This window comes from Streptomyces sp. NPDC026246 (assembly GCF_055567995.1).
Map to the genome: position 1 here is coordinate 480135 of NZ_JBVHPJ010000004.1, position 16639 is coordinate 496773.

Genomic DNA, 16639 nt, shown 5'->3' on the forward strand with positions numbered 1-16639 from the left:
GGTCGGCTTCGTTTTAGCGCCCTTGTTTATTAAAGGTTGTTGCACTTATCTGCGACCATAGGGCGGCCCTGATGCTTGGTCAAGACCAATGCCGGGAACGTTCACGGCGCGTTGACACACGGCGCGCCCGGGCCGCACGGCACCGGCTACGCGGCGGGCAGCGCCCCCAACTTGTCCGGGTTGCGGACCACGTAGACGGTCTGGACGCGGCCGTCGGCCACATCGAGCTGGAAGACCGTGTCGGGCTCGCCGCCGGACAGGACGAGCACCGCCGGGCCGCCGTTGAGCTCCAGGAAACGGACCGAGAAGTCCTCCACGCCCTTGCGCGCCGCGCCGACGAGGAAGCGGCCGACCTTGTCCGCGGTGTGCACCACCCGCAGGGGCGCCCGCGACTTGCCGCCGCTGTCCCCGACGAGCCGGACGTCCGGGGCGAGCAGGGCCATCAGCCCCTCCAGGTCGCCGTCGGCCGCGGCGGCGAGGAACCGTTCGGTGAGGTCGCGGCGCTGGGCGGGGTCGACCTCGTAGCGGGGCCGCCGTTCCTCCACGTGCCTGCGGGCCCGCCCGGCCAGCTGGCGGACGGCCGGTTCGCCCCGGTCGAGCATGGCGGCGATGTCGGCGTGCGGGAAGCCGAAGGCCTCGCGGAGCACGAAGACCGCGCGCTCCAGCGGGGAGAGCGACTCCAGCACGACGAGGACGGCGAGGGAGACGGAGTCGGCGAGCACGGCCCGCTCGGCGGTGTCGGGCGCGGTGTCGCCGAAGTCGGTGACGTACGGCTCGGGAAGCCAGGGCCCGACGTAGGTCTCGCCGCGGGACTTGATCTGGCGCAGCCGGTCGATGGCGAGGCGGGTGGTGATCCGCACGAGGTAGCCGCGTGGCTCGCGCACGCCACCGCGGTCGGCGCCCGACCAGCGCAGCCAGGCCTCCTGCACCACGTCCTCCGCGTCGGCCACCCGCCCCAGCATGCGGTAGGCGACGCCCAGCAGGACGGGCCGGTGCGCTTCGAAGACGTCGGTCGCGGTCTCGGTCGTCACGAACCCATCCCAGCCCACGCCCGCCGCCCTGTCCAGGCGGAACCGCTCCTTCCCGGACACGATGGCCGACAGGAGGCAGGTGATCGGCGGGAAGGCTCCGGGAGCCTGCCGCCCCGGGGGTGAAGGTGGCTGCGACCGGGGGCTACCCGTCGGTAGCAATTGCTGACAAGCTGTCTACGGCGTCTGTCAGCGCACACAGCCGAGGAGCACCCATGTCCGCCACCGTGTCCTTCGACGTCGCCACCGCGCGCGGCGAGCGATCCGTGACCCTGTCGTACCTGCGCCGGGGCAGCGGCGACCCGCTGCTCCTGCTGCACGGCATCGGCCACCACCGGCAGGCGTGGGACTCGGTGATCCCCGCCCTGGCCGCCGAGCGCGACGTGATCGCCGTGGACCTGCCGGGCTGCGGCGAGTCGCCGGCGCTGCCGGACGGCATGGCGCACGACCTGCCGACGATGAGCGCGGTCCTGACGGCCCTCTTCCGCGCGCTGGACATCGAACGGCCCCACGTGGCGGGCAACTCGCTGGGCGGTCTCCTCGCCCTGGACCTGGCCCGGGCCTCCCTGGTGCGGTCCGTCACCGCCCTGTCCCCCGCCGGCTTCTGGAACGACGCCGAGCGCCGTTACGCCTTCGCGGTGCTGACGGCCATGCGGGGCATCGCCCGGCGCATGCCGCTGCCCGTGGTGGAGCGGCTGGCCCGTCCCGCGCTCGGCCGCGCCCTGCTCACCAGCAGCATCTACGCGCGCCCCGGGCGTCGCGCGCCCGATGCCGTGGTGGCGGAGACCCGCGCCCTGGCCGGCGCGCAGGGCTTCACCGAGACGCTCCGCTCGGGCCGCACCGTGCAGTTCGCGCACGACATAGTCGGCACGCCCGTCACCGTCGCCTGGGGTGACCGGGACCGGCTGCTAATCCCGCGCCAGGGCGTGCGCGCCAAGACCGTCATCCCGCAGGCCCGGCTCGTGCGGCTGCCCGGCTGCGGCCACGTCCCGATGAACGACGATCCGGCCCTGGTGGCCCGGGTGGTCCTGGACGGCAGCCGCTGATCAACCCGACGGCAGGAGGCTAGGGTCTCCTCGCATGAGGTCGACGCACGGCGAGCCGGGTGACGGCGGCGCCTCCGCCGCCTGGGAGCTGCTGCTCCCCGCCGCCTCGGCGCCCGCGCGCACCCGCGGCCGCGCGCTGCAGGCGGCGCTGCGCGAGGCGGTCCGCTCGGGACGGCTCACACCGGGCACACGACTGCCGTCGAGCCGGGACCTCGCCGCGGACCTGGGTGTCTCACGCGGGCTGGTCACCGAGGCGTACGAGCAGCTCACGGCCGAGGGCTACCTGCGCAGCGGCCGTGGCGCCGGGACCTGGGTGGGCGACGCGGTCCGGTCCGCGCGGCCCCGGGCGCACGACCTCGCGCCCCGCTCCCCGGGCACCCGGGCGGACTTCGTGCCCGGCACCCCGGACCTCGCCCTGTTCCCCCGCTCGGCGTGGGCCGCAGCCCAGCGCGGGGTGCTGGCGGAGCTGCCCCACAGCGACCTGGGCTACCCCGATCCGCGCGGCCTGCCCCGGTTGCGGACCGCGCTGGCCGAACTGCTCGCCCGGCGGCGGGGCGTGGTGGCCGACCCCGAGCGGATCGTCGTCGTCTCCGGCGTGGCCCAGGCGACGACCCTGCTGGGTTACGCGCTGCACGCGCGCGGGATCCGCAGGGTCGGGGTGGAGGACCCCGGCAGCCCGCAGCACGACGCGCTGTACGGCTCGGCCGGGGTCACGGCCGTGCCGCTGCCGGTCGACGACGAGGGCGTCGCCATGGAGCCGCTGCGGGCCTCGGGCGTACGGTCCCTGGTGGCGACACCGGCCCACCAGTTCCCCACCGGGGTCGCCTGCTCGGCCCGGCGCCGCGCCGAACTGCTCGACTGGGCCCGGTCGGTGGACGGGCTGATCCTGGAGGACGACTACGACGGCGACTTCCGCTACGACCGCGCTCCCGTCGGCGCGCTCCAGGGCCTCGACCCCGACCGCGTGGCCTACACCGGCTCGGTCAGCAAGTCCCTCGCCCCGGGGCTGCGGCTGGGCTGGCTGCTGGTACCGGAGTCCTGGACCCAGGAGGTCGTGGAACGCAAGCGCACCATGGACCTCGGCCATCCGGCCCTCGACCAGGCCCTGTTCGCCAGGTTCCTGGAACGCGGCGACTACGACCGGCAGTTGCGCCGCTGCCAGCGGGCCTACCGAGAGCGGCGGGACGCCCTGGTCGCCGCGCTGGACGCGCACTTCCCCGGCTCGGCCGTCTCGGGCATCGCCGCCGGGCTGCACGTGATCGCCACCCTGCCGCGGCACTACGGGCCCGAGGAGCGGTTCCTCGCGCGCGTGGCGCAGGCCGGGGTGGCGGTGCGCCCGCTGTCGGCGTACACGCACACGCCCGCCGCCGGCGACGGGGCGAAGGAGGTACGGCTGGTCCTGGGCTACGCCCACGTGCCGCCGGCCCGGATCCGCGAAGGCGTACGGCTGATGGCGGAGGCGCTCGCCCGCTGACGGCTCGTCGGCCACGGAAACCCACCGCCACCGCCGTGCAGGACGTCGCCCTGTTCCCTCACCCGGCGATCAGTTGTTCACTTGGGGTTCGTGCGGGCGCTGCGGCGTGCCAGTAGGTGTGGCTCTGCACACTGGCCGGATCCCGTCCCTGGAGGCGCATCCATGTCCCACCGTCCCTTCCCCCGGCGTCGCAGCGTCCTGCGCGGCACCCTCGCCGCGTCGGCGGCCCTGTCCCTGCCCACCGCGCTGGGCTCCGCCCCCGCCTTCGCGCGGTCCGGGCGCCCGAACGCCGCGTGGGGCGTCCAGACGGGCGACGTGACCAGTGACTCGGGGCTGGTGTGGGTGCGGTCCGACCGGCCCGCCCGGATGATCGTGGAGACCTCCGCCACCGAGTCGTTCCGCCACACCCGGCGGTGGCACGGCCCACTGCTCGGTCCGGGCACCGACTTCACCGGCACCACCCGGCTGCGCGGACTGCCCTCCGGTGAGCAGATCCACTACCGCGTCTCGCTCGCCGACCCGGACGACCCGCGCCGTACCGGCGAGCCCGTCACCGGCACCTTCCGCACCGCCTCCGCCCGGCGCCGCGACGGCGTGCGGTTCGTCTGGTCCGGCGACCTCGCGGGCCAGGGCTGGGGCATCAACCCGGAGTTCGGCGGCTACACCATCTACAACGCCATGGCCGCCCTCGACCCCGACTTCTTCCTGTGCAGCGGCGACAACATCTACGCCGACGGCCCCCTCGCCGAGACCGTGGCCCTGCCCGACGGCCGGACCTGGCGGAACGTCACCACCGAGGAGAAGTCCAAGGTCGCCGAGACGCTCGCCGAGTTCCGGGGCAACTTCCGCTACAACCTGCTGGACGAGAACCTCCGGGCCTTCAACGCCCGCGTGCCCTCCGTCGTCCAGTGGGACGACCACGAGGTCGTCAACAACTGGTACCCCGGTGAGATCCTCACCGACGGCCGGTACACCGAGAAGCGCGTCGACGTGCTGGCCGCCCGCGCCCGCCGGGCGTTCTCGGAGTACTTCCCGATCTCCACCCTGCGCCGGCCGGACGGACGGGTGTACCGCGTGCAGCATCACGGCCCGCTGCTGGACGTGTTCGTCCTGGACATGCGCACCCACCGCAACGCCAACTCCCCCGGCGACCAGCCGGTGGACGAGCAGGGCATCCTCGGGCGCGAGCAGCTGGAATGGCTCAAGCGCGCGCTGTCCCGCTCCCGGGCGGTGTGGAAGGTGATCGCCTCGGACATGCCGATCGGCCTGGTCGTTCCGGACGGGAAGACGGACGTCGAGGCCGTCGCCCAGGGCGACCCGGGCGAGCCGCTCGGCCGGGAGCTGCAGATCGCCGAGTTGCTCCGGCACGTCAAGCACCGGCGGATCACCGGCACCGTGTGGCTGACGGCCGACGTGCACCACACCTCCGCCCAGCACTACCAGCCGTCGCGGGCCGCGTTCACCGACTTCGAGCCGTTCTGGGAGTTCGTGTCGGGCCCGCTGAACGCCGGTGCCTTCCCGGCGAGCGCGCTCGACGGCACCTTCGGCCCGGACCGCGTGTTCGTGAAGGCGCCGGCCACGGGCAATGTCTCGCCCGCGGGCGGTTACCAGTTCTTCGGCGAGGTCGACATCGACGGGCACAGCGGCGAGCTGACGGTGCGTCTGCGCGAGCAGGACGGCACGGTGCTGTACACGAAGGCGCTCCAGCCCGGCCGGGTCGGCCAGTGAGCACACAGCGCAACGTTTGAATCATCGACAAAAAGGGGAAACTGGCTCCTTTACCCACCGGTCACAATCCGTTCTCGACCGCGCAACACCGTTCCGTCACAGTGGGTGCATGACGCACGAAGCGAGCGAACCGACGGACCGCAACGACGACCGCCGCACCACGACGGCCTGGCAGCGGGCCGGGGCGGCCTTCCGCGGGTGCTTCAGTCGGCGCCACGGACACGCGCCGCCGACGAGCGATACCGGGTCCCCGGCACCGCAGCAGGTGCCGGGGGCGGACACCCTGTGGCGGATGCGGACCACCGTGCAGGACGAACCGGGGTCCCTGGCCGCCCTGTGCACGGCCCTCGCCGGACAGCGGGTGGACATCATCAGCCTGCAGACGCATCCGCTGGCCGAGGGCACGGTGGACGAACTCCTGCTGCGGGCCCCGGCCTCGCTGCTCGCCTCGGACCTCGCCGCGGCCGTGAGCGCGGCCGGCGGCACCGAGACCTGGCTGGAACGGGCCGACGCGCACGACCTGGTCGACGCGCCGACCCGGATCCTCGGGCTCGCCGCGCGCACCGCGCTCGACGCCGCGGAACTGCCGCTGGCGCTCCGGCAGTTGCTCGGCCGGTGCACCATCCGGTCCCGGCCCGCTCCGGCGGGCGGCGACCGCGCGCCGGCCGCCTCGCCGGTGGAAGGGGCCCTCGACGGCACCGTGCTGCGGCTGCGTTCCCCGGAGGGCGGGACGATCACCGTGGAGCGACCGTACCTGCCCTTCACCCCGACCGAGTTCGCCCGGGCGAGGGCCCTGGTGGAACTGGACGCCCGGCTCGGCCCGCGGGTGCCGCAGGGCGCCGACGTGCTCACCCTCGCCGAGGGCAGCGACATCACCGTGCGGCGGGCCGACCCGAGGGACCTGGCCGCGGCCCGGGCGATGCACGAGCGCTGCTCGCCGCGGACGTTGAGGCTGCGCTACCACGGGCCCGTCGGTGACGCCGACCGCTACCTCGACCACCTGCTCAGCCCGCGGCACGGCCGCACCCTCGCCGTGCAGACGGCCTCCGGCCGGATCGTCGGACTCGGTCACCTGCTGTGGGACGGGGACGAGACGGAGGTCGCCCTGATCGTCGAGGACGTGTGGCAACGGCGGGGTGTCGGCGCGCAGTTGCTGGCCCGGCTGGTGGGCATGGCCGTCGAGGCGGGCTGCTCCAGCGTGTACGCCGTGACGCAGGCGTCCAACACGGCGATGGTCGCGGCCATGCGGGGGCTCGGGCTCCCCCTCGACTACCAGGTCGAGGAGGGCACGCTGGTGATCACGGCACGGCTGGCCGGGGCCGTGCCGGCGGGTGCGGAGGAACTGGGCAGCACCTCCGCACCGTAGGACCGCCGGTCAGAGGGCGGGGACGGGGGCGTGCCGCCCGTTCACGCGGCTCCGCGCGTCGCCGGCCGGGCCGGACAACGCCCGGTCCAGGTCCGCCCAGAGGTCCTCCACGTCCTCCAGGCCCACGGACATCCGCAGCAGCCGGTCGCCGACCCCGGCACCCCGGCGGTCGTCGGCGTCGACGATGCGGTGGCTGATCGACGCCGGGTGCTGGATGAGGGTGTCCACACTGCCCAGGCTGACGGCCGGGGTGATCAGGCGGACCCCGGCGATGACCTCGTGCGGGTCGCCGTGCACCTCGAAGGCGACCATGCCGCCGCCGATGCGCGGGTAGTGCACCCGGGCCACGCGCGGGTCGGCGGTGAGGCGGCGGGCCAGTTCGGCGGCCGTCGTGGACGCGGCCCGGACCCGGACCGGCAGCGTGGACAGGCCGCGCAGCAGCAGGTAGCCGGCCAGGGGGTGCAGGACACCGCCCGTGGCGAAGCGCACCTGGCGCAGCTTCCCGGCGAACTCCTCGTCGCAGGCGACGACGCCGGCCAGGACGTCGCCGTGCCCGCCGAGGTACTTGGTGGCGCTGTGCAGCACCAGCCGGGCCCCGTGCTCGGCCGGGCGCTGGAGGACGGGTGTGGCGAAGGTGTTGTCCACGAGCAGCGGCACCGAGCCGCAGGCGTGGGCGACGGCCCGCAGGTCGACCTCGGTGAGCGTCGGGTTGGCCGGCGACTCGACCATCACCAGCCCGGTGTCCGGGCGCAGCGCGTCGGCGACACCGGCCGGGTCCGTCCAGGTGACCTCCGAGCCGAGGACCCCGGCGGTCAGCAGATGGTCGCTGCAGCCGTACAGGGGGCGCACGGCGACGACGTGGCGCAGGTCCGCCGCGCCACGCGCGAGGAGGACGGCGCTCAGCGCCGCCATGCCGCTGGCGAAGGCGACCGCCGCCTCGGTGCCCTCCAGCCGGGCCAGGGCGGTCTCGAAGCGGGCCACGGTGGGATTGCCGAGCCGCCCGTAGACAGGCGGTCCGTCCGGCTCCGCGCCGGTGGCGGCGAAGGCGTCGATCCGGGCCGCCTCGGCACGGCTGTCGTACGACGGGTAGGTGGTGGACAGGTCGATCGGCGGGGCGTGCAGCCCCTGCCGGGCGAGATCGTCCCGGCCGGCGTGCACGGCCTCGGTGGCGAGTGCTCGCGGTGCGGTGCGGATGTCGTCGTGGGCGCCCATGCTCGCTGTGTCCATGACGGAAGGGTGAACACCGGCCGGGTTCGCGGGGCTGAACCCCGTGCTACGTTCGGCCGATGGCCGAATCTGTCGTACTGGACCCGGTGGATCTTCATCTTCTGCGGCTGTTGCAGAACGACGCCCGGGCCACCTACCGGGATCTCGCCGCGCAGGTCGGGGTGGCGCCGTCGACGTGTCTGGACCGGGTGACGCGGTTGCGGCGCTCGGGGGTGATCCTCGGGCACCGGCTGGAGCTGGATCCGGCCAAGCTCGGGCGGGGTCTCCAGGCGCTGCTGTCGGTGCAGGTCAGGCCGCACCGGCGGGAGCTGGTCGGCCCGTTCGTGGAGCGGATCCGTGCGCTGCCCGAGTCCCGGACCGTCTTCCACCTGACCGGTCCCGACGACTACCTGGTCCATGTCGCGGTGGCCGACATGGCGGACCTTCAGCGGCTCGTGCTGGACGAGTTCACCGCGCGGCGGGAGGTCGCGCGGGTGGAGACCCGGCTGATCTTCCAGGAGTGGGAGTGCGGCCCGCTGCTGCCGCCTTCGCCCTCGGCTCAATCCGCGTGACGCGGGCGGTCCGCCGTACCAGGATGGACCGCATGTCTGAGATCACCAGCGCGCTTCCCCGAGAGGTCGCCGACGCCTACGTCGACGAGCTCGTCGCCCTCGACCCGATCACCGGCACGTTCCTCGGCGACAAGGCGAGTTCGAACCGGCTGCCCGACACCTCGCCCGCCGGCCAGGAGGCGCTGGCGGAGCTGGCCCGCCGGACGCTGGCCCGGCTGGACGAGGCGGAGCGGCGGCCCGGCGCGGACAGCGACATCGAGCGCCGCTGCGGGCGGCTGCTGCGTGAGCGGCTCACCGCCGAACTCGCCGTGCACGAGGCCGACGAGAGCCTGCGCTCGGTCAGCAACCTGAGCTCGGTGGCGCACGCGGTCCGGCAGGTCTTCACCGTGACACCGGCGCAGACGGAGGAGGACTGGACGGCGATCGCCGAGCGGCTGCGCGCGGTCCCGGCCGCGCTGGAGGGTTACCGGGAGTCCCTGGCGCTCGGCCTGGAGCGCAAGCTGTACGGCGGGCCCCGTGCCACGGCGACCTTCGTCGGGCAGCTCGGCGAGTGGGCCGACGCGGACGGCTCGGGCCGCGGCTGGTTCGAGGGGTACGCGGCCGCGGGCCCCGAGTCCCTGCGGACCGAACTGGACACGGCCGCCCGGGCCGCCACCGAGGCGGTCGCGGGGCTGCGCGACTGGATGCGGGACGTGTACGCACCGGCCGTGGAGGGCGCCCCGGACGTGGTGGGCCGGGAGCGGTACGCCCGCTGGGTGCGCCAGTACAACGGCACGGACCTCGACCTGGACGAGGCGTACGCCTACGGCTGGTCCGAGTACCACCGCCTGCTGGGCGAGATGAGGACCGAGGCCGAGAAGATCCTCCCGGGTGCCGCCACCCCGTGGGAGGCGCTGGCCCACCTCGACGAGCACGGCACCCACATCGAGGGCGTCGACGAGGTCCGCGCCTGGCTGCAGGGCCTGATGGACGAGGCGATGGACGCCCTGGACGGCACCCACTTCGACCTGGCCGAGCGGGTACGCCGGGTCGAGTCGCGCATCGCCCCTCCGGGCAGTGCGGCGGCCCCCTACTACACGCCGCCGTCGGACGACTTCTCCCGCCCTGGCTGCACCTGGCTGCCGACCATGGGGGCGACGCGCTTCCCGGTGTACGACCTGGTGTCGACCTGGTACCACGAGGGCGTGCCCGGCCACCACCTGCAGCTGGCCCAGTGGAAGCACGTGGCGCAGGACCTCTCCCGCTACCAGGCGAGCGTCGGCATGGTCAGCGCCAACGCCGAGGGCTGGGCGCTGTACGCGGAGCGGCTGATGGACGAACTGGGCTTCCTGACCGACCCGGAGCGCCGGCTCGGCTACCTGGACGCGCAGATGATGCGGGCCGTGCGCGTCATCATCGACATCGGCATGCACCTGGAGCTGACGATCCCGGACGACTCGCCGTTCCACCCCGGCGAGCGCTGGACGCCGGAGCTGGCGCAGGAGTTCTTCGGGTCGCACAGCAGCCGCCCGGCCGACTTCGTGGAGAGCGAGCTGACCCGCTACCTGTCCATGCCGGGCCAGGCCATCGGCTACAAGCTCGGCGAGCGGGCCTGGCTGCTGGGTCGGGAGAACGCCCGCAAGCGGCACGGGGACGCCTTCGACCCGAAGGCGTGGCACATGGCGGCGCTGTCGCAGGGGTCGCTGGGGCTGGACGACCTGGTGGACGAACTGTCCCGGCTGTAGGTCCCCCGCCGGGGCTACTTCGGCGTGCGCAAGCGGAGCCGGACGAGGTCCAGCCAGGTCTCCTGGCCCGGCTGGACCCGTGCGGCGCGGACCGTGTAGGTGCCGGGTCGCAGGGCGACCCGGACCTGGTCGGCGTCCGGCAGGCCCGTGCCGGGCCAGGCGGCGTCGAAGAGACGGACGGGGCCGGGCACCTTCCAGGCCAGCTCCGGCCCCCACTCGGCCGTGGCGGCCGCCGAGGGGAGGCTCGCCAGCAGCTCCTCCTCGGAGTCGGCCGCGCACCAGCGGACGAACAGGCCGTGGCCGGGGAGGTACGCCGTCGCCGCCGGTTCGTCGCCCAGGACGAGAGCGGTGCCGTCGCCGACCGGGAGGAGCCCTGCCTGCCCGTCGACCTCGCAGGCCCGGTCGTAGTCCGACGCCGTCTCCTCGCCGTCGGCGCCCGCCCAGAACGGCAGGACGGTCTCGGGGACCGCGATCAGCGGCCCGCCGCCCGACTCCACCCATTCCACGACGCCCGGTTCCGCGTATCGCACCATGGCGCAAGAACCTACAGGGTCAACTGATCGCCTCAGGACGGGGGTTCAGCACCCACAGTCGTCCGCGTCGACGGGGGCCGTCAGCGGGTCGGGGTCCCGGTGCCCGCCGCCGCGCCGGGCCTCGAACGCCAGGCCCTCGCGCACCCAGTACTCGAACCCGCCGAGCATCTCCTTGACCCGGTAGCCGAGTTCGGCGAGGGCGAGCGCGGCGCGGGTGGCGCCGTTGCAGCCGGGGCCCCAGCAGTACGTGACGACGGGTACGGACGGATCGAGGAGCCGCGCGGCCTGCTCGGAGACGAGCGCGGTCGGCAGGTGGAGCGCGCCGGGGACGTGCCCCTGCTCCCACGCCCGGGTGGAACGGGAGTCGACGAGGACGAAGCCCGGATCCCCGCCCGCCGCGAGTGCGGCGGAGACGTCGGACACGTCGGTGTGGAAGGCGAGGGCGGCCCGGAAGTACGCGGCGGCCTGTGCCGGCGCGGCCGGCGCGACCCGCAGGACGGGATTCACGGTGGTGGTCATGGACAGGAAACTACGCACCCCGGCGCGCCCGCTGAAGGGGCGATCCCCGGCCCCGCCCTTGATCCGCCGGGGATTGCCCTGCTATTCCTCGGGGATGGCCGACTATTCCCCGGACAGCACCGACTGGCGCATCCTCGACGTCCTCCAGCGGAACGGCCGGGCCGGTTTCGCCGAGCTGGCCCGGGCCGTGTCGATGTCCGCGAGCGCGGTCACCGAGCGCGTGCGCCGCATGGAGGAGGCCGGGGTGATCCGGGGCTACGCCGCGGTGGTCGACCCGGAACGACTGGGGCTGCCGATCCTGGCGTTCGTCCGGCTCAGGTACCCGACCGGCAACTACAAGCCCTTCCACGACCTGGTCGCCGTCACGCCGGAGATCCTGGAGGCGCACCACGTCACGGGTGACGACTGCTTCGTCATCAAGGTGACGGCGCGGTCCATGCGCCACCTGGAGGAGGTGTCCGGGAGGATCGGCGCACTGGGGTCGGTGACCACGAGCGTGGTCTACTCCTCACCGCTCCCCCGCCGTCCGCTGGGCCGCTGACCGGGCCTCAGCCGGCGCCCCGTTGCCTCAGGACCGACCCCGAACGGCCCTTGACGACCTCGAGCTGGGCGTGGATCCGCCGCCGCAGGTCGGCCACGTGGCTGACGATGCCGACACTGCGGTCGCGCTCGCGCAGGGAGTCGAGGACGTCGAGCACCTCGTCGAGCGTCTGGTCGTCGAGGCTGCCGAAACCCTCGTCGATGAAGAGGGTGTCGAGCCGCACCCCGCCCGCCTCGTCCGTGACGACGTCGGCGAGGCCGAGCGCGAGCGCGAGCGAGGCGAAGAAGGTCTCGCCGCCCGACAGCGTCGCCGTGTCGCGTTCGCGGCCGGTCCAGGCGTCGACCACGTGCAGTCCGAGACCGCTGCGGCCGCGGCCGGTGCGGTCGTCGGAGTGGACGAGGGTGTAGCGGCCGGACGACATGCGGCGCAGCCGCACCGTGGCGGCGGCGGCGACCTGCTCCAGCCGGGCCGCCAGCACGTACGACTCCAGGCGCATCCGGCGTTCGTTGTCCGCGGAGGTGCCCGCGGCGAGGCCTGCCATGCGGGCCACCCGGTCGTACTGCTCGCGCAGCGGCGCCAGTCGGCGCACCGCCGCGTCCGCGCGGGCGGACAGCCGGTCGAGTTCGGCGCAGCGCCGCCGGGCGGCGTCGTGGGCGGAGGCGGCGTCGCGCAGACGGCGGGCCGCCCGGTCGGCGGTCTGCTGCGCCGCGGCCACGTCGGCCGGTGGCTGCGCGGCGGCGTCCACGGCGTCCGCCTCGGCGAGGACGGCCCGGACGGCTGCCTCCTCGTGCTGCCAGGCGTCCAGCCGGCGCTGCAGTTCCCGGTGGGAGGCGTCGTCGAGGAGAGCGGCGGCCGCGGCCTGCGGGGTCTCGAAGCCGGCGCGGAAGGCGGCGTCCGCGAGCCGGGCGTCGGCCTCCTTGAGGCGCTGGGCGCTGTCCTCGGCCGCGCGGACGGCGTCGGCGGCGTCCTCGAGGAGTGCGGTGCGCCGCTCCAGCTGCGCCGCGCGGGCCGCGACGCTGTCCAGGGCGCCCCGCGCCCGGTCCAGTTCCTCCTGGAGAGCGGTGCGCTCACGGTCGAGGCGCTCCCGGTGCCCCACCCGTGAGGCGGCCCGGACGGCGGCCTCCTGCCGGGCGGCGACGCGCCGCTCGTGCTCGAACCCGGCCTGGCGCAACCGCTCCTGGGCGGAGTGCAGTTCGGCGGCGGCACCGCGGGCCTGCGCGTACTGCTCCTCCAGTTCCTCCGTCTCGGCGGCCAGCCGGGCGGTGGGTGCGTCACCGGCCTCGGCGGTGGCGGCGGCCAGGGCCTCCCGGACGACGCCGAGGCGGCGTTCGTGCTCGGCGCGCTGCTCCTCGGCACGCTGGTGGGCGGCGAGGGCGCGTTCCTCGGCCTCGCGGTCGACGTGCCCGGCGACCTTGCGGGCGGGGGCGGGGTGCTCGGTGGCGCCGCACACCGCGCAGGGGTCGCCGTCGGCGAGGTTCTCGGCGAGTTCGGCGGCGATGCCCGCCAGCCGCTGTTCCTTCAGGTCCAGCCAGTGCTGCTTGGCCCGCAGCGCCTCCTCCTGCGCGGTGCGGACCTGTGCGACGGCCTCCTCCGTGTCCCCGGCGAGCTGGTCGCGCAGCCGGGCCGCGGCAAGCCGCTGCCGGGCGGGCTCACGCCGTACGGCGAGCTGCTCGGCGAGGGCGGCGGCCTGCTGGGCGTGGTCCACGCGGGTCTGGAGGGCCGTGCGGGCCTCCTCCCAGCCGTCGAGCCAGGCCTCGGCCTCCTGGAGGAGGTCGGCGTCGGCGCGTTCCTGGCGGTCCAGGCCGGTGCGTTCGTCGTGGAGTTCGGCCAGCCGGCGCTCGGCGCGGCGGGCCGCGTCCAGTCCGCCCAGTTCCTCGGCGGCGCGGCGGGCGGCGGTGGCGAGACCGGCCGCTCCCGCGTCGGCGAAGTCGTCGGGCAGCAGGGCGCGGGCGCGCGCTTCGGCGGCGGCCGCCCGGCGGTGCTCGGCGTCGGCGGCCTCCCGCAGGTCCAGGGCGGGGGCGACCCCCTCGGCCTTGCGGGCCCGCTCCATGAGCGACTGCGCCTCCCGGAACGCCCCGGCCCCCTCCTCCAGCCGCGCCGCCCGCTGCCGCGCCTCGGCGAACCTGCGCTGCAGCCGGGCGAGCTCGCGTACGGCGTCCAGGGCGCGGGTGGCGGCGGTCTGCGCGGACTCGGCGGCGGCGAGGGTGCACTCGGCGACGGTGAGCTGTTCGCGGGCGGTGCTGCGGGCCACGGCCGCGGCGCCCAGCACGGCCTCGGCGAGTCCGGGTTCGCCCGGGCCCAGCTCCGGCAGCCGCATGGCCTCGCCGGCGGCCTGCTGCATCCGGTGGGCGTCGGCCAGCAGCTCGGCGTCGCCCTCGCGCACGCGCGTCTCGGTGGCGCGGCGGCGTTCGGCCAGGCGCTTCTCGACGTCGGCGAAGCGGCGGGTGTCGAAGAGGCGGCCCAGCAGCTTGCCGCGGGCCTCGGCGTCGGCGCGCAGGAACCGCGCGAAGTCGCCCTGGGGCAGCAGCACGACCTGGCAGAACTGCTCCCGGCTCATCCCGAGCAGCTGGGTGATCTCCTCGCCGACCTCCTGGTGGGAGCGGCTGAGGTCCTTCCAGACGCCGGCGGACGCGTCGTAGGCGCGCAGCCAGGTCTGGGCCTTGTCGACGGTGGTGCCGGTACCGCGCTTCTTGGGGCGCTCCCAGGGCGGCTGGCGGGTGACCTCCAGACGGCGTCCGGCGACGGTCAGTTCGAGGCTCACCTCGGTGCGGGTCGCGGGGGCGGCGTGGTCGCTGCGCAGGCCGGTGCCCTGGCCGCCCGTCTGCCGGGCGCCGGGGACCGAGCCGTACAGGGCGTAGCAGACGGCGTCGAGGACGGAGGTCTTGCCCGCGCCGGTCGGCCCGTGCAGCAGGAACAGCCCGGCGGCCGACAGGTCGTCGAAGTCGACGGTCTGGGTGCCGCCGAAGGGCCCGAACGCGGTGACCGTGAGCCGGTGCAGCCTCACCGGGCCACCTCCCGCACGGTGTCGTCGGCCCGCACCGCGTCGAACGCGTCGCTCAGCACGCGCTGTTCGTGCGGGTCGGGCCCGGTGCCGCGTACGTGCGCGACGAAGTCCTCGGCGATCTGCTGGTCGCTGCGTCCGGCGAGGCGCCGGGCGTACGACTCCTCGCTCTCCTCCCGCTCGCGGTCGGGGTCGAAGACCAGGCTGAGGGTGTGCGGGAAGCGTTCGGTGAGCCGGGCCATGGGTTCGGCCGGGCGGACCGGGTCGGTGAGCGTCGCCTCCACCCAGGCCGCCTCGTGCCGGGCGAGAGCGGGGTCGGCGAGCAGGTCGTCGAGTGTGCCGCGGATGCGGGCCAGGGGACGCGGCACGGGGCAGTCGACGCGCTCGGCGCCGACCGTGCCGTCGGCGGCCAGGTCGACCAGCCACATGCTCTTGCGGTGGTCGGCCTCGGAGAAGGAGTACGGCAGCGGGGAGCCGGAGTAGCGGATCCGGTCGGTGAGGGTCTGGCAGCCGTGCAGATGCCCGAGGGCCACGTAGTCGACGCCGTCGAAGACCCCGGCGGGCACGGCGGCCACCCCGCCGACGGTGATGTCGCGCTCGCTGTCGCTGGGTTGCCCGCCGGTGACGAAGGCGTGGGCGAGGACGACGGAGCGGGTGCCGGGCGCACGTGCTGCGAGATCGGCGCGGACGCGGTCCATGGCGGCGGCGAGCACGCTCTCGTGCCCGGCCTTCTCCACCCCGAACTCGTCCTTGACCAAGGCCGGTTCGAGGTAGGGCAGTCCGTAGAAGGCGACGTCGCCATGAGCGTCGGCCAGCACCACCGGGGTGCCGGCCGCCGACGGCTCGGTGCGCAGGTGGATGCCGGCCCGGTCGATCAGCCCGGCGGCCACGCCCAGCCGGCGGGCAGAGTCGTGGTTGCCGGAGATCATGACGGTGGGCACACCGAGGGCGGCGAGCCGGTGCAGGGCGTCGTCGAACAGCTCGACCGCGGCGAGCGGCGGCACGGCCCGGTCGTACACGTCCCCCGACACGACCACCGCGTCCACGGCCCGCTCCCGCGCGGTCGCGACGAGGTGCCCGACGAACTCGGCCTGGGCACCGAGCATGTTGACCCGGTGGAAGGAGCGGCCCAGGTGCCAGTCGGACGTGTGCAGGAGTCTCATGATCCCCCGAGACTATCCGCCGGTGCTGACATCACGGGTGCTTACTCCCGTATCGCCCGGCATCAGCAGGCGCGTTGTGACCAGTTAACGCCCGCTTCGTCCCGCTTCCTCAGGCCTCGCCGTACGCCTCGCCGCCCTCTTCGAGGCGGGCCGTGCCGGAGGTCACGTCGGCGAGCCAGGCGCGGAAGGCGTCCAGGTCGGCGTCCGGGAGGGCGATCTCCAGCTCGACCTCCTCGCCGTAGCGGACGTCGCGCACCCCGCGTCCGGTGGTGCGCAGGTCGTTCTCCAGCTTCCCGGCCCGCTGGTGGTCGACGGTGACCGTGGCCAGGCGGTACCGGCGGCGGGTGCGGGTGCCGACGGCGTCCAGGGCTTCGCCGACCGCTCCGCCGTAGGCCCGGATGAGGCCGCCGGCGCCGAGCTTGACGCCACCGAAGTAGCGGGTGACGACGGCGACGACGTAGCGCATGTCGCGGCGCAGGAGCATCTGGAGCATGGGGACGCCGGCGGTGCCGCCGGGCTCGCCGTCGTCGCTCGCCTTCTGCACCGAGGCGTCGGCGCCGATGACGTAGGCCCAGCAGTTGTGGTTGGCGTCGGCGTGCTCCTTGCGGACCGCGGCGATGAACTCCTGGGCCTCCTGCTCGGTGGCCGCCGGGGCGAGGGCGCACAGGAAGCGGGAGCGGTTGACCTCGGTCTCGTGCACGGCCGCGCGGGCGACCGTGCGGTATTCGTCCTGCATCC

The 16639-nt window shown here is 74.7% G+C and carries 14 protein-coding genes; 7 read left to right on the plus strand and 7 right to left on the minus strand.

All coding sequences use genetic code 11. The annotated features are described in order from the left end of the window. Nucleotides 1–146: 146 nt before the first annotated feature. The gene (locus ACZ4M5_RS14145; RefSeq protein ID WP_467736360.1) at nt 147–1031 is read right to left on the minus strand and encodes an RNA polymerase sigma-70 factor; all 885 of its coding nucleotides are present in this window, start codon (nt 1029–1031) and stop codon (nt 147–149) included. Nucleotides 1032–1243: 212 nt separating this feature from the next. Between ACZ4M5_RS14145 and ACZ4M5_RS14150 the strand changes: the two genes are divergently transcribed. The 4 genes from ACZ4M5_RS14150 (at nt 1244) to ACZ4M5_RS14165 (ending at nt 6642) form a co-directional block, all read left to right on the plus strand. Further along, nucleotides 1244–2074, plus strand: a complete 831-nt coding sequence (locus ACZ4M5_RS14150; protein WP_467736362.1) for an alpha/beta fold hydrolase — start codon at nt 1244–1246, stop codon at nt 2072–2074. 34 nt (nt 2075–2108) lie between these two features. Beyond that, nucleotides 2109–3548, plus strand: coding sequence for a MocR-like pyridoxine biosynthesis transcription factor PdxR (gene pdxR, locus ACZ4M5_RS14155; RefSeq protein ID WP_467736364.1), 1440 nt, complete (start codon nt 2109–2111; stop codon nt 3546–3548). A gap of 162 nt (nt 3549–3710) precedes the next feature. Beyond that, nucleotides 3711–5276, plus strand: a complete 1566-nt coding sequence (locus ACZ4M5_RS14160) for an alkaline phosphatase D family protein (RefSeq protein ID WP_467736366.1) — start codon at nt 3711–3713, stop codon at nt 5274–5276. Between the two features lie 109 nt (nt 5277–5385). Continuing rightward, nucleotides 5386–6642 (plus strand): GNAT family N-acetyltransferase, encoded by a 1257-nt coding sequence (locus ACZ4M5_RS14165; protein WP_467736368.1) that lies wholly within the window; start codon nt 5386–5388, stop codon nt 6640–6642. Between the two features lie 9 nt (nt 6643–6651). On the opposite strand, the gene ACZ4M5_RS14170 is transcribed toward ACZ4M5_RS14165, so the two are convergent. Further along, nucleotides 6652–7869, minus strand: a complete 1218-nt coding sequence (locus ACZ4M5_RS14170; RefSeq protein ID WP_467736370.1) for a trans-sulfuration enzyme family protein — start codon at nt 7867–7869, stop codon at nt 6652–6654. Nucleotides 7870–7928: 59 nt separating this feature from the next. Between ACZ4M5_RS14170 and ACZ4M5_RS14175 the strand changes: the two genes are divergently transcribed. Continuing rightward, entirely contained in the window at nt 7929–8420 is a 492-nt protein-coding gene (locus ACZ4M5_RS14175; protein ID WP_467736372.1) for an Lrp/AsnC family transcriptional regulator, read from the plus strand. 32 nt (nt 8421–8452) lie between these two features. Continuing rightward, nucleotides 8453–10144, plus strand: coding sequence for a DUF885 domain-containing protein (locus tag ACZ4M5_RS14180; protein ID WP_467736374.1), 1692 nt, complete (start codon nt 8453–8455; stop codon nt 10142–10144). Nucleotides 10145–10158: 14 nt separating this feature from the next. Here ACZ4M5_RS14180 and ACZ4M5_RS14185 read toward each other — a convergent pair whose 3' ends face one another. Together ACZ4M5_RS14185 and ACZ4M5_RS14190 are read right to left on the minus strand one after the other, a co-directional pair. Further along, nucleotides 10159–10677 carry an immunity 21 family protein gene (locus ACZ4M5_RS14185; protein WP_467736376.1) on the minus strand — a complete coding sequence of 173 codons (519 nt, stop codon included), beginning with the start codon at nt 10675–10677 and terminating at the stop codon, nt 10159–10161. A gap of 45 nt (nt 10678–10722) precedes the next feature. Further along, nucleotides 10723–11196: a rhodanese-like domain-containing protein gene (locus ACZ4M5_RS14190; RefSeq protein WP_467736378.1), complete on the minus strand. Its 474-nt coding sequence runs from the start codon at nt 11194–11196 to the stop codon at nt 10723–10725. A gap of 94 nt (nt 11197–11290) precedes the next feature. Between ACZ4M5_RS14190 and ACZ4M5_RS14195 the strand changes: the two genes are divergently transcribed. Beyond that, the gene (locus ACZ4M5_RS14195; RefSeq protein WP_467736380.1) at nt 11291–11737 is read left to right on the plus strand and encodes an Lrp/AsnC family transcriptional regulator; all 447 of its coding nucleotides are present in this window, start codon (nt 11291–11293) and stop codon (nt 11735–11737) included. A gap of 7 nt (nt 11738–11744) precedes the next feature. On the opposite strand, the gene ACZ4M5_RS14200 is transcribed toward ACZ4M5_RS14195, so the two are convergent. From ACZ4M5_RS14200 to ACZ4M5_RS14210, 3 genes are all read right to left on the minus strand, one after another. Then, nucleotides 11745–14741: an AAA family ATPase gene (locus tag ACZ4M5_RS14200; protein WP_467736382.1), complete on the minus strand. Its 2997-nt coding sequence runs from the start codon at nt 14739–14741 to the stop codon at nt 11745–11747. Next, nucleotides 14738–15901: an exonuclease SbcCD subunit D gene (locus ACZ4M5_RS14205; RefSeq protein ID WP_467736384.1), complete on the minus strand. Its 1164-nt coding sequence runs from the start codon at nt 15899–15901 to the stop codon at nt 14738–14740. Before ACZ4M5_RS14205 ends, ACZ4M5_RS14200 begins: the two co-directional genes overlap by 4 nt. Before the next feature lie 109 nt (nt 15902–16010). After that, complete coding sequence (locus ACZ4M5_RS14210) at nt 16011–16637, minus strand: YigZ family protein (protein ID WP_467736386.1); 627 nt, start codon at nt 16635–16637, stop codon at nt 16011–16013. Between the last annotated feature and the right edge of the window lie 2 nt (nt 16638–16639).